Here is a 12,628-nt window from a genome sequence, read left to right as displayed (position 1 = left end):
GTCTAGGCCGGAATGTAGGCGATGAAGAGTGAATCGTCTATCGCTGCTATAAGCAACGGTAGCACTCGCGACAGCACGGCGGAAAGCTTCGCCCGGTAGGTCCGATTCCTTTTTCGTGAGGCGTCCACGCGCGCAATTGTCTCTGGAGCCGGGGTGAGACGAAGTTCCATTCTCTCCGGCTGTGTCGCGGTCTGCGCCGCCGTATTCTCAGCAAGCGGCGCTTCAGCCATAGCCGGCATCTGATGAGTAACCTTCGGCACTGCAGCTGATGGCAATTTGATATTGTTCTTCTGGATGTAGTCCCTCATCGCAGGGCCGATAACGACGTCCTTCTTCCTCTCCAGGATTGAGAGAAACATGCGCTCCCTGCCCAGCCGCCTCTGATACTCGGCAAACTTGATCCAGAGGGCCGCGCTGCGCTGGAACCGCCCGCAAACAGCTTTCCATTGGGGCATCAGTTCATCATGAAGGCCGGCCTCTTCGAGCAGAGCCGCAGCCGCCATCCAAAGACGCGGGTTCTCCTCCATGGCGAGCGGACAGGACCGGACTATTTTGACCCCGAGCGCCAGCTTCTTCTTTTTCAGGCACCGATTGATCAGCCCCTCATAGTATAGGGGGCTGTTGCGGCAACGGACCGACACTTCTCGCGCAAACGCTTTGTCCATCCCATTCTCGATGGAGCGCTTCATGAAGTCTTTCAATGTCCCGGAAAACTTTAGCGCACCACCTACGTTATGCCCGACAAAACGAATGGGCACGTGAATGACGTTGTCACCCCCAACGCGGTGTGCGTGGCGGGCGTCCCCATCGTCATAGGGATCATAGACGACGATAACTTGGGACGCCGTTCTGCACTCGACCGCGCCGTCTGCGAACGGGCCGCTCCAGTCTTGATCGCGGCTGACCGGGAACCGGCGCTCCCACGGTACGATGGACGGATCCATGGTGGATTGCGGCTGCAAAGCTATGACAACCGACCCCGGGACGAGCGATGAAAAGGCAAGGCTTGCATAGCCGCCCATGCTGCCACCGGCAAACACCACTTTCCGAAAACTGTCGAAGAACCTGATTTGCTTCAGGAAGGTGAAGAACTCGAGGACATCGTCGGTCCGGTACCAGCTCACATTGATTGGCTTCACGCCAAGCAGCGCATATCCGTTCTCGATATAGTACTTGGCGCCGAAAGGCGTACGCAGCTGATCGGGCCTGTGATAGGCGCCGCCCGCCCCTTCAAATGCAACGATGAGAATGTCGGGATTTGTGGTGCCAGGCACGTAGTCAAAAAAACAGTTCTCCAGCCTTGCCTGAAAAAACTCTCCCAGATCCTTGTACTGCATGCCTGCTTTCGCTCCCCGTTCTCCGCCCTCCATTACTTGACGCCGGCCCAAACAGCCGTGCAACCATAGAGGCTAAAAACCAATCGTCGGCTTGGGGCGAGAAGTCAACCATGCCCAGCGGCATGTGGTCATGAGCGGGCGCGGCAGTTTGTACAGAAGAGATTGCTGGACCCCATGCTGGACTGCGAAGCTGTGCGGCGCGAGCTCGGCACCTCGCGCACGCGCCTCTACAACCTTTTCGAGCCTTTCGGCGGCGTGATGCACTATATTCAGCACCGTCGACTGATGGCCGCCCATGCCGCGCTGACCGATCCAAGCGACCGGCGGCTGATATTCGAGATCGCCGCGACGTATGGGTTCAGCGACGGCGCGGAGTTCAGCCGGGCCTTCAAGCGGGCGTTCAGCTTTAGCCCCAGCGAGGTGCGAAACCGCGGCTGCGGCCTGCCGTGCCGCCGGACCGCGAGCCGCCAGCACTGTCCCGAGCAAGAGCGCTTGGGCTCGCTTCTGCGGCGCCTCCAGGGATAGGCGGGGCAGCCGTGCCAATGCTGATTGGGGAGCCTGCGCCCTACCACCCCTCTTCCAGCACCCGTTCCAGCATGTCGGCGAAGAAATCCGCGCTTTGCCGCGACAAGCAGAGCGGTGGCTTGATCTTCAGTACGTTGAGGTGATCGCCGGTCGGTTGCATGATGACGCCGAGGTCGAGGAGCCGGTTGCAGATGGCCGCCGTCTCCTGTGTGGCCGGTTCCAGCGTGTCGCGGTTGCGAACGAATTCGAGGCCGAGATAGAGGCCCATGCCATGCACCGCGCCGACGATCGGGAAGCGCTGGCCGAGCGCCTCCAGACGGCGCCTGAGGTGATCACCGACGGCGCGGGCGTTCTCCTGCAGCTTCTCGTCGCGCATCGCGTCGAGGACGGCCATGCCGACGGTGCAGGACACCGGGCTGCCGCCGGCGGAGGAGAAGAAATAGCCTTCCTTCTCCAGAGAATCGGCGATGGCGCGTGAGGTGATGACGGCGCCGAGCGGATGCCCGTTGCCCATGCCCTTGGCGATGGTGATGATGTCGGGCACCACGCCCTGTTCCTCGAAACCCCAGAAATAGTGGCCGAGCCGGCCATAGCCGACCTGCACCTCGTCGGCGATCGTTACCCCGCCGCGCTGGCGCACCAGCCGGTAGACCTCCTTGAGGTAACCCTTTGGCAGCGGAATGCCGCCGGCATTGCCGTAAACGCTCTCGGCGATGAAGCCGCCGAGCCGTTCGCCCCTGGCCTCGATCTTCGCCAGCGCCGCCTCGACATCGGCGATGTAGCCGGCCGCCGAATCCGGGCCGCGATGCGCCCCGCGATAGGTGTTGGGCGCCGTCACGGCGTGCACCCACTCTGGCCGCGTGCTCAAGGCCTGCGGGTTGTCGGCGATCGAGGTGGAGACGGCGTCGCTCGCCACGGTCCAGCCATGATAGGCCTCGAGCAGGCTGATGATGTTGCGGGCACCGGAATGTGCCCAGGCGAGCCGCAGCGCCAGGTCGTTGGCCTCGGAGCCGGAATTGACCAGAAACACCGTGTCCAGGCCGTCGGGGGCGAGATCGGCCAGGCGCTTGGAGAATTCGGCAATCCCGGCGTAGTGGAAGCGCGAATTGGTGTTCAGCAGCGACCACTGCCGGCCGACGGCGGCGGCGAGCTTTTCGTGGCCATGGCCGAGGATCGCGACATTGTTGACCATGTCGAGATAGCTGCGCCCGTCCATTGCATACATCTGCTCGCGATAGCCGCGCTCGATCTGCGGCGGCCGCCGGTAATAGTTCTTCTGTGGTCTGGCGAAATGCGCCTGCCGGATTTCCAGCAACGCGTCGCTTTCCAATGCGGGGGCGTCGAAATCGCCGCCAAACAGCACCGACGGCGACGGGCAGAGGAGGGACCAGGCACTCGCCTGATGCGGAATCACGAATGGCGGCGGGGTGAGGCCCTTTTCGCGGCAGAACTGCACCCGCAGCCGGCCGGAAGCTGTAACATGGCCGATCACGTCGCCGGCGCCGATCCGGTCTTCGGCATTCGTCCGCTCCATGCCGTCGATCAGCAGCGAGACGTGGTCGCCGTCGATGCGCAGACTGCCGGCTTCGACCGAGACGACGCCGGCAAACGGCGCGACCACACGCGAACCGGCCGGAACCTGCGCCTCGATGCAAAGGGCAAACGTCTCTGGGGCGGTCGCCGCATGGTGCCGGGTGCGCGACAGGCGGTATTCGCCATAGCGGCTGATCGCGGCGCCGGTTTCGGCGGCTGCCTCCTTAAGCACTCGCTGCTCGATGCCCTCGTCGGCCCAATTTCCGCCCACAAACAGCGGGCTCAGCGTATCCAGTCGCACCGTTCGGAAGGAGAGGGGCGAGACCTCCGGCAAGATCGGCTGCATCGCCGGCAGCTGCCGGTCGTCAGCCTTGCCGACGGCCTCCAGCACCGCCGCCTGCATGACGGCGACCGGCAGACTGATCGCCACCTCGAAGATCGTCCGTTCATGCGCGATATTGCCGGCGGCGTAGGCGTTGTCCGGCTCGAGCGACAGTTGATTTTCGCCGCTGGCCACCAGCACGCAAGCCCGCTGGACGACGAGCGGCCAGAGCGCCTTGAGTTCGGCCTCGTTGAGCGGATGTTCGGCATGGAAGGCGCAGACGGCCGGAAGGATCACGAACGGATCTGCGGCATGGTGCAGCAAGGCTGAACAGCAGACGGCAAGATCCGCCACCAGCCAGCCGCGCATCAGGTCGCCGAAATCGATGACGCCGCGCGGGATCGGATTGCCGTCGGCATCCGGCGTGGCAACGACATTGTCGTCGGTAATGTCGTGATGGATCGCCTGGATGCGCAGCCCGGCACGGAGCGGAGCAATATGGCGTTCGGCCTCCTCCAGCGCAGCGGCAATGCGCGCCACCGCCCGCTGGTCCGGCAAGGCGGACAAGAGTGCCGCGGCGACCGGCCGTGCCTGCCGCAGGTCCCACTGGATCTGCCGGTCGAGGCCGCCATGATCGAAGCCCTCCAGCCCTTTCGCCACCCGGCCGCACACCTGGCCGAGTGCCGCCACGGTGATCGCCGGCAGGAACTTGCGCCGGGTCAGCGGCTCACCATCGAGGTAATCCAGCAGGCGCACCTGGCAGGGTTGGCCGTTGATGTCGATCGACAGGATGCTTTCGCCGGAGTTGGCCTCGATCGCCCGCGGCACCAGGGGCATGGAGGCCAGTCCGGCCAGGTGCTTCATCGCAGCATTCTGCGCCTCGAGTTCAATGCGCCGGTATTCAGCGTGACAGATCTTCAGGACATAGCGCTTGCCGGCGGCATCAATGCGGAAATTCCGGTCCTGCTGGCTGCCCAGTTCGACGATATCGCCGTCGAGACCAAAGTGCTCGCGAAAGATCGCCTGCGCGTCCGAGATGGAGACATTCGGCCTCGGCAGTTCTGCGCGCGCTACAGCGCCGTTTTGCAACATATCGTTTCTCCGGTGGCTTTTCGTCTGGTCACCTGCGTGCCAGGCTGAATGCGAAGTGGCTGCCGCGATGATAGTCGAGGGCGTGCACGACGGGCAAACCGGCGGCGTTGAAACACGTCTCACGGATCAGCAGCGCCGGTCCGAAGTCGCGAAGATCATTGCGCTGCACCACTTCCTCCGGGAGCATGACCGCGGAAACGGTTGCAGCCGACATGCGCGGCCTGTTCCTGTGATCGTCGAGCACGTCGAGTAGAGACCCGCTCCAATCAATATCATGGTGCGTCGAGACAATGCTGCAGGGAATGTAGTCGATGCAGTAGAGGATCGGCTGATCCCTGTGCAGCCGCAACCGCTCCAGGCGGATGACCCGCTCGCCCTGCTTCATCCGCAACTGTTCGGCCGTCGCCGGATCGGGAACTTCTTCCGCGATCGACAGGATCTTGTTGACCATGGCGTAACCGTAGTGACGGGCCATGTCGGTCGCGCTTTCGAAAACCGTGATGGGCCTGTCCACCCGGACGACGGACATGGCGGAGACAAAGTGGCCGCGTCCATGTTCCACATAGGTGACGCCATCCTGCTCCAGAAGCTTGAGCGCCTCGCGCAATGCCGGACGGGAAATCTTGAAGCGCTGGGTGAGTTGCGCCTCACTTGGCAGCTTGTCGCCCGGCTGCAGTTTTTCCTCGCGAATGAGGTCTGTGATGCCGTCGCGAACCTGGATGACCAGAGTGCGTGTATCGCGAAGGGGCGCGTCCAATTCGTGACCTCGAAGACTGCTTGATCCGCCCAATTTGCTGTCTCACAATTCTGGGAACGTCAAGCGTCGAGCTTCGACGCAATTCCCCGTCGCCCCACGCGATGTCGCATCTCGGCGATTGCCATTTTCATTTTGAGCGACCGTTGTCCTCCCACATTGATCGACGCAACCGACCCTGCCGGGGCGTGAAGATGTCCCGGATTTCATTTGAGGACGAGCCAGCCGGAGAGCACGATGACAGCCGCCCCGGCGAGCGTGTGCAACTCGACCGGTGCAGCGAAGATCAGCGCTCCGTAGAGACAGCCCCAGACGATCTGGCTGTACTGGAACGGTGCGACGACCGACGCGTCGCCGGTGCGGAAGGCGCGGACGAGCAGCATGTGCCCGGCCAGGAGAAAGGCCGCGGCGGCGACGACCATGGCGATGTCGCCGGGACCGGGCGGCGCAACGCCGCCTGCAACCGCCGCGACCGCGAGCGCCAGCGCCGTCTGCACGACGAGCAGGGTCGAGACCAGGGCCCCGTCTGACTCCGCCGACTTGGCGCGGCGCAGGAGTAGCAGCGACAGCGCGAAAACCAGCGCCGAGCCCGCCGCCGCCGCGTGGCCCATGCTGAGCGCCACGACGCCGGGGCGCAGCGCGATTGCGACCCCGGCAAAGCCGATCACCACGCCGCTCCAGGCCAGCATCGACAGCCGCTCGCCGAGCAGCAGGAAGGCCAGGATCGCCACCAGCACCGGCGTCAGGAAGGCAAGCAGATAGGCCTCGGCAAGCGGCAGCACCGCAAACGCATAGTGGATCAACAGCGTATCCACAGCGAGCAGCAGCGCCCGCAGCATGGCAAGCCGTGGATAGCGCGGCATGAGCGCGGCGCCCCGGCCGGTCGCCGCCGCCTGCAGGAGCAGCAGCACCAGTGCCGCGAGCGTCACCATGAACGTGACCTGCGGCACGGGGAAGTGCTGCGTCAGAAGTTTGACAAGCACGTCCGTTCCCGAGAACACGGCGAAGGCGAGCAGGCAGAGCACTGCGCCGCGAAGGTTCGGGCGCGCCGCGAGCCCCGCGACGATCCCTGCATCAGCGGACATTGAACCGCCCGAACCGGGCCTCGATCAGCGACTGCGCATACTCGAGCACGATCGACAGCATCCAGTAGATCATCGAGGCGGTGATCAGCATCTCGATGTGGCGGAACTCGGTCTGCCCCTGGGTGCGCGCCAGGTACATCAGTTCCCACACGCCGACGACGGAGACGAGCGACGAATCCTTGAGCATGGCGATGAACTGGTTGCCGGTCGGCGGGATGATGACCCGCATCGCCTGCGGCAGGATGACGAGCGCCATCGTCTGGCTCGGGCTGAGGCCGAGCGCCGTCGCCCCCTCCGTCTGGCCGCGGTTGATGCTTTCGATGCCGGCGCGGAAGATCTCCGTCATGTAGGCGCCGTAGCACAGCGACAGCGCCAGGATGCCGGCCGGAACCGCGTCGATCACGTAACCGACCTGCGGCAGGCCCAGGTAGATGATGTAGATCTGCATCAAGAGCGGCAGGCCGCGGAAGAGCGAGGTGTAGAAGGTGGCAAGCCCGTAGATGACGCCGTTCTTCGACAGCTTGGCGATCGCGCCGGCGAGTGCGATCACGGTGGCGATGACGATCGAGATCGCCGAGATATAGAGCGTCGTGACCACGCCTTGCGAGACCAGGAAGCCGATCTTCTTGGCGATGAAGGTGAAGGACAGGTCGAAGGAATAGAAGAACAGCATCAGGAGCACGAAGAGCTCCAGCCAGACGGCGGCGATCTGCTGCCGGCGCGACAGCTGGCGCAGCGCCTTCCAGTTCGCCGCGGCGATCAGCGCGATCATCACCGAGCCCACCAGCCGGGCGAGCGCCGGGTTCTCAGACAGCCATCCGGAGGTGGCGGGCACGAGATGGCCGATCCAGGCGGGGCTGACGCCGAGCTGGTAGATCACAAGCGTGACAAGCGCGAGCACGAGGAAAATCCCGGCGCGCTGCGCGGCGTCCGGATAGGAGAGTATCAATCGGCCGATCATTCGGTGTCCCCCGCCGGTTCAGGCAGCGCGCTCGCGCCACCAATCCTGTGCCTGCAGTTTCCAATAGGTGAGTTGGGCGACCGCCAGCCCTGCCAGCCCGCCGGCCCAGACGAGGCCGAACGGCTTGAACAGCTTGTAGCGATCGCTTTCGCCGAGAATGGCCTCGGCAATCAGCTTGCCGCCCATCGCCGTGGTGTTGAGGCCGTGCCCGCCGAAGGCGGTGCAGTGCCAGACGCCGGGCTGCATCTGGCCGATCTGGGGCATCAGGTGGCGAGCGTAGGACATCAGCCCGGACCAGGCGAGCTCCGTCTTCAGGCCGGAAAGCTGCGGATAGGTGCCGGTCATCTCGGCGCGCAGCTCGGCGACCAGCGAAGCGGTCGAGGCGGCGCGCGTGGTGATGCGCCCGCCCCACAGCAGCCGCTTGCCGCCGTCGATGACGCGGTAGTAGTCACCGGCGCGGCGGTTGTCGCCGATGGCGTCGGTGGTCTGGATCGCCGAACGGATCAGCTCCGGCGCCTCCTCGCTGACCATCACGTAGGTGGCGATCGGCAGGAAGGCGCGCTTCAGCCGCCGGTTCAGCCCGCCGGTATACCCGCCGGTGGTGAACACCACCTGCCGCGTCTTGACCCGGCCGCCTGCGGTGGTGACGACCTTTTCCGCGCCGTCGAGCTCGCAGCGCTCGGCGGGCGAATGTTCAAAAATGCGCCCGCCGAGCCGTTCGATCTCGCCTGCCACGCCGCGCAGGTAGTTGAGCGGGTGCATGTGGAAGGCGCGGCCGTCGCGCAAACCCTGGAAATAACGCTTCGACTTCAGCACCGAGCGGATGCGGTCGGTGTCGAAATATTCGAGTTCGTAGCCGTAGGTGTTCGCCATCGCCTCGGCATGCCGCTTCAGCGTGTCGCCGCCGTCGTAGCGCAGCACGCTGGAAATGCCGGGCTGCGGCGCCGCGGCCTCGATGCCAATCTCGCGGATCGTGTCGCGGACGAAGTCGACGCCCTCGATCGACAGCCGGTGGATGCTGCGCGCCGCCTCGGCGCCGGCCATGCGGGCGATCTCGTCGCCGCCGGTGGCAAAGCCGGGGCTGACGAAGCCGCCGTTGCGCCCCGAGGCGCCGAAGCCGACGCTTTCGGCCTCCAGCAGCACGACCGATTGGCCGGCGCGGCAAAGCTGCAGCGCCGTCGTCAGGCCCGCCAGTCCGCCGCCGACGATGACGGTGTCGCACTCGATCGTGCCGGAGAGCGCCGGCCGCGCCCGGGCGTCGCTGATGGTTCGCTTGTAGTAGGTGTCGGGATAGGCCATGGGTCGCATTCACTGGTTGGCGGGACTGGCGAACGGGCGGCCGGACGCCGCCCGTGATCGTGCTTGATGCAGGTCTGCCGAAAATGTGCAGCGGCTTGGGGACTGGGACAGGCAGATCGCTTTAAACGATCTGCCCTGGCGCGTCAGTCGGCGCTGTAGTCCTTGCCGTACCACTTGGTTGTGAGGGCAGCCAGCGTGCCATCCGCCTTCATCGCGTCGATGATCTCGCCAACCTTCTTCGTCCAGTCCGGATCGACCTTCTCGGCGATCACCACCAGCGGCTCGCGAAAGGCGTACTCGCCCTCGAGCGTGCGCAACGGATAGCCGTTCTTGATGGCGTTCAGCGCCGTCTGCTCCGGTGCGATGACCGCGTCGAGGCGGACGCCGCTGCCGAGCCGCAGGTCGTCGAACGGCAGCATGGAATCAGCGAAGGTGCGCACCTCGCCGGGCTCGAGCTTGTACTCGATCGGCGGCAGGCCCGGCGCGTCGATCTCCAGGCGCCGGTTGATGAAGTCTTCCGAGGTGGTGGCGGTCTCGACGCCGATCACCTTGCCGTTGAGGTCTTCGACCGACTTGGCCTCGCTGTCCTTGTGCACGACGTAGACATAGGGGCTGTAGTAGTAGATGCCGGCGAAGTCAATCACCTGGGCGCGCGCCTTGGTGGGTGTCACCGAGCCGACGCCGAGGTCGTAACGGCCCTGCCAGCGGCCGCCGGTCAGGGTCGCCCAGTCCGGGGTCTCGAAGCTGATCTCGACGCCGAGGCGCTTGGCGATTTCCCTGGAGACGTCGATGTCGAAGCCGACCAGCTGGTTGCTGTCATCGAGAAAGCTCTGCGGCGGCCAGCCGCTGTTGGTGGCGACGACCAGCGCCTTCTTTTCCATGACCCGGTCGAGCGTTTCTCCAGCCTGGGCGGCGGTCGCGAACGCCAGGGCGGCGACGGCGATGGCAAGCTGTGCTAGCAGTTTCCTCACAAGATCCTCCTCGTTTGTCGGTCAGTCTTCACGTTCCCAAATTATGTAAGATGTCTGACAACACAACTTAGCGGAAGAGGTCACTCACGTGTCAAGTTGTGCGATCACCTGCCCGCCATGAAACGATCTGATCAGGTCATGCGCGTTTGTGATGGCGGGCTGTGGGGGAAAGAACGCCCCACCTCGCGCGTATCGGCCTGCTGCCGATCGAATGGCTCCTCTGAGGCGTGGGGCGGAAAGCGAATCCGAGGGATGGCGAGTACGCTTCAGTAGCCACGCACTCGATCGATCTCGCCGGTCAATGGCTCGCCCCTGGCGAGCCGACGGAAATTGTCGACCAGCACTTCTGCGGCGCCGTGACTGTCCGTCACGCAGGCGATGTGTGGGGTCAGGATCACCTTGGGGTGCGACCAGAGCGGGTGGGCAGGGGGCAGGGGCTCTGGAACCGTAACGTCGAGGAATGCCGAGGCCAGGTGCCCGCTATCAAGCGCCGCAATCAGGGCATCCTGATCCGTCTGCGGGCCGCGGCCTGCCAGAACCACACTTGCCCCGGCCGGTAGCCGCGCAAAGAAATCGGCATTCAGCAGCCCCTCGGTCTCGGTGGTCAACGGCAGCAGGCAGACCAGGATATCAGTCTGCGCCACGAAGGCGTCAAGCCCCGCGTCGCCATGGTAGCAACGCACGCCTGCGATATGCTTTTCGCTTCGGCTCCAGCCCGCGAGAGGAAAGCCGAACAGAGCAAGGGCCGCCAACGCCGCCTGCCCGAGATAGCCGAGCCCCATGACGCCGACCCTGCGGCGAGTGGCGCTCGGCTGGGGCAGAGGCTGCCACATTGCCTTCTGTTGCTGGTCCAAATAGGCCGGCAATTGCCGGAAAACCGAAAGCACCGCCAGCGTGATGTATTCCTGCATCATGCGCGCAAGCCCCGGCTCGGTCATCCGGACGATGCGCAGACCGGCCGGAAGATCCGACTGCAGGAATTGCTCAACCCCGGCGCCGCTCGAGAAGATGATCTCGAGTGCAGGAAAGCGCGTCTCCAATTGCGCAGGCGGCTGCCAGCACAGAAGATGACGCACCCGTGCAGCGGATCCGTCATCGATGTCACCCGAGAGAAACTCCACCTCCGGCAGCGCGCGTGCAAAGACCTCGCGGATCTGCTCGGTACGGGCCGGATCCAAGTAGCAGTAGAATGCCATATTTCCTTACCCTCGGGACAGCCAAGGCACGCACCATTGAAAGGCGCCGTTGATGTTTGTCGGATCAGTGATTGAGAACGCGGCGGAGGAAGTCCTGCGTCCGCGGATGTTGGGGCGCGACCAGCACGTCCTTTGCCTTGCCCTGTTCGACGATCACCCCGCCGTCGAGGAAGAGCACCCGATCGGCGACGTCGCGGGCAAAGCCCATCTCGTGCGTCACCACCAGCATCGTCAGGCCTTCGTCCGCTAGACTGCGCATGACATCAAGCACATCGCCGACCAGCTCGGGGTCCAGCGCCGAGGTGGGTTCGTCGAAGAGGATTGCCTGGGGGCGCATCGCCAAGGCACGGGCGATCGCCACACGCTGCATCTGTCCGCCGGAAAGCTGGCCCGGATAGTGATTGATCCGGTCGCCGAGCCCGACGCGCTGCAGCAGATGTTCGCCATACTGGCGGGCCTCTGCCGGCTTTTCGCCCTTCACGTGCACGGGTCCCTCGATGACGTTCTCGAGCGCCGTCCGGTGCGGGAAAAGATTGAAGCGCTGGAAGACCATTGCCATGCGCGTGCGGATGTTCCGGATCGAGCGGTGGCGGGCATCGACGCGCTGCCCTTCGATCAGGATCTCGCCGCCCTGATAGGTTTCCAGCCCATTGAGGCAGCGCAGCATCGTCGACTTTCCCGAACCCGACGGGCCGATCAGGCAGACGACCTCGCCCTTCTGCACGTCGGCGGTGATCCCCTTGAGGACCTGGAGCTGGCCGTAGGATTTCGTGACGGCTTTAATTTCAATCATCGACATGGTCAGTGCCCTTTTCCTTTGCCGAAGAGCTTTTCGAGACGCCCGACGGTCAGCATCAGCGGCAGGCTGAGGCAGAGATAGAAAATCGCGACCAGCGTATAGACACTCATGTTCTTGAACGTCGAAGACGCGAGAAGCTGGCCCTGCAAAGTCAGTTCCGCAACCGTGATGGCTGATGCCTGCGAACTGTCTTTCAGCAGCATGACCATGATGTTGCCATAGGGGGGCAAAATCACGCGTACGGCTTGAGGCAGAATGACGCGGCGCATGGTCTGCAACCAACCCATGCCGATCGAAAGCGCGGCTTCGGTCTGTCCATGGTCGATCGCCTCGATGCCGGCGCGGAAATTTTCGGCCTGATAGGCCGAATACGCAATGCCAAGGCCGATGATCCCCGCCTGCAGCGCCGAGAGCGCGATGCCGAACTCCGGCAAGACGAAATAGATGTAGAAAAGCTGCACGAGGATCGGAATGCCGCGGATGACGTTGACAATCGTCGCCGCAGCGGCTGCCAGCCAGGCAATTCCGGACACCCGCATCAGCGCCCAGACAAGACCCAGCAAGGTGGAGAGTGCCAGCGAGCCGACAGTGACAAGAAGGGTGAATTTCACCCCTTGCAGCAGCACCGGGAAGAACTCACGGGCGTCCATGAGGAAGTTTTGCATCTGCGATAACTCTAATTTTGCGGGCAAGCTTGACGTCAGGCTTGTTGCGGCCGGACGTTATCCGGAGGGCGCACCAGCAGCCACAGGCA

General features: G+C 64.1%; 11 protein-coding genes. 1 reads left to right on the top strand and 10 read right to left on the bottom strand.

Annotated elements, in window-relative coordinates:
• Window positions 1-2: 2 nt before the first annotated feature.
• The gene (locus JNC62_RS14470; protein WP_374839718.1) at window positions 3-1,337 is read right to left on the bottom strand and encodes a hypothetical protein; all 1,335 of its coding nucleotides are present in this window, start codon (window positions 1,335-1,337) and stop codon (window positions 3-5) included.
• 174 nt (window positions 1,338-1,511) lie between these two features.
• On the opposite strand from JNC62_RS14470, the gene JNC62_RS14465 reads away from it, so the two are divergent.
• Complete coding sequence (locus JNC62_RS14465; RefSeq protein ID WP_374839717.1) at window positions 1,512-1,862, top strand: helix-turn-helix domain-containing protein; 351 nt, start codon at window positions 1,512-1,514, stop codon at window positions 1,860-1,862.
• A gap of 40 nt (window positions 1,863-1,902) precedes the next feature.
• On the opposite strand, the gene JNC62_RS14460 is transcribed toward JNC62_RS14465, so the two are convergent.
• The 9 genes from JNC62_RS14460 to JNC62_RS14420 all read right to left on the bottom strand — a co-directional run bounded on the left by JNC62_RS14460 (window position 1,903) and on the right by JNC62_RS14420 (window position 12,539).
• Window positions 1,903-4,809 carry an aminotransferase gene (locus JNC62_RS14460; protein WP_374839716.1) on the bottom strand — a complete coding sequence of 969 codons (2,907 nt, stop codon included), beginning with the start codon at window positions 4,807-4,809 and terminating at the stop codon, window positions 1,903-1,905.
• A 28-nt stretch (window positions 4,810-4,837) separates the two neighbouring features.
• Window positions 4,838-5,566, bottom strand: coding sequence for a GntR family transcriptional regulator (locus tag JNC62_RS14455; protein WP_374839715.1), 729 nt, complete (start codon window positions 5,564-5,566; stop codon window positions 4,838-4,840).
• A 203-nt stretch (window positions 5,567-5,769) separates the two neighbouring features.
• Window positions 5,770-6,648 carry a DMT family transporter gene (locus JNC62_RS14450; protein WP_374839714.1) on the bottom strand — a complete coding sequence of 293 codons (879 nt, stop codon included), beginning with the start codon at window positions 6,646-6,648 and terminating at the stop codon, window positions 5,770-5,772.
• The gene (locus JNC62_RS14445) at window positions 6,638-7,609 is read right to left on the bottom strand and encodes an amino acid ABC transporter permease (protein ID WP_374839713.1); all 972 of its coding nucleotides are present in this window, start codon (window positions 7,607-7,609) and stop codon (window positions 6,638-6,640) included. The genes JNC62_RS14450 and JNC62_RS14445 overlap by 11 nt, the downstream gene beginning before the upstream one ends.
• Before the next feature lie 18 nt (window positions 7,610-7,627).
• On the bottom strand, window positions 7,628-8,908 hold the full coding sequence (locus JNC62_RS14440) for an NAD(P)/FAD-dependent oxidoreductase (RefSeq protein WP_374839712.1): 1,281 nt from the start codon (window positions 8,906-8,908) through the stop codon (window positions 7,628-7,630).
• A 143-nt stretch (window positions 8,909-9,051) separates the two neighbouring features.
• Window positions 9,052-9,879 carry a transporter substrate-binding domain-containing protein gene (locus tag JNC62_RS14435; protein ID WP_374839711.1) on the bottom strand — a complete coding sequence of 276 codons (828 nt, stop codon included), beginning with the start codon at window positions 9,877-9,879 and terminating at the stop codon, window positions 9,052-9,054.
• Window positions 9,880-10,145: 266 nt separating this feature from the next.
• The gene (locus tag JNC62_RS14430; protein ID WP_374839710.1) at window positions 10,146-11,075 is read right to left on the bottom strand and encodes a 2-hydroxyacid dehydrogenase; all 930 of its coding nucleotides are present in this window, start codon (window positions 11,073-11,075) and stop codon (window positions 10,146-10,148) included.
• Between the two features lie 64 nt (window positions 11,076-11,139).
• Window positions 11,140-11,868, bottom strand: a complete 729-nt coding sequence (locus tag JNC62_RS14425) for an amino acid ABC transporter ATP-binding protein (protein ID WP_374839771.1) — start codon at window positions 11,866-11,868, stop codon at window positions 11,140-11,142.
• Window positions 11,869-11,876: 8 nt separating this feature from the next.
• Complete coding sequence (locus JNC62_RS14420) at window positions 11,877-12,539, bottom strand: amino acid ABC transporter permease (protein WP_374839709.1); 663 nt, start codon at window positions 12,537-12,539, stop codon at window positions 11,877-11,879.
• Window positions 12,540-12,628: the final 89 nt, after the last annotated feature.

The organism is Mycoplana ramosa, from assembly GCF_041930185.1.
Lineage (GTDB): Bacteria > Pseudomonadota > Alphaproteobacteria > Rhizobiales > Rhizobiaceae > Mycoplana > Mycoplana ramosa.
Note: the sequence above shows the minus strand (reverse complement) of the source record. Positions and strands in the feature narration are given on the sequence as shown.

Bases quoted from the DNA above. Each gene is read 5' to 3' on its own strand.
- JNC62_RS14470 (WP_374839718.1), bottom strand. From the start codon at position 1,337: ATGCAGTACAAGGATCTGGGAGAGTTTTTTCAGGCAAGGCTGGAGAAC.
- JNC62_RS14465 (WP_374839717.1), top strand. From the start codon at position 1,512: ATGCTGGACTGCGAAGCTGTGCGGCGCGAGCTCGGCACCTCGCGCACG.
- JNC62_RS14460 (WP_374839716.1), bottom strand. From the start codon at position 4,809: ATGTTGCAAAACGGCGCTGTAGCGCGCGCAGAACTGCCGAGGCCGAAT.
- JNC62_RS14450 (WP_374839714.1), bottom strand. From the start codon at position 6,648: ATGTCCGCTGATGCAGGGATCGTCGCGGGGCTCGCGGCGCGCCCGAAC.
- JNC62_RS14445 (WP_374839713.1), bottom strand. From the start codon at position 7,609: ATGATCGGCCGATTGATACTCTCCTATCCGGACGCCGCGCAGCGCGCC.
- JNC62_RS14440 (WP_374839712.1), bottom strand. From the start codon at position 8,908: ATGGCCTATCCCGACACCTACTACAAGCGAACCATCAGCGACGCCCGG.
- JNC62_RS14430 (WP_374839710.1), bottom strand. From the start codon at position 11,075: ATGGCATTCTACTGCTACTTGGATCCGGCCCGTACCGAGCAGATCCGC.
- JNC62_RS14425 (WP_374839771.1), bottom strand. From the start codon at position 11,868: ATGATTGAAATTAAAGCCGTCACGAAATCCTACGGCCAGCTCCAGGTC.
- JNC62_RS14420 (WP_374839709.1), bottom strand. From the start codon at position 12,539: ATGCAAAACTTCCTCATGGACGCCCGTGAGTTCTTCCCGGTGCTGCTG.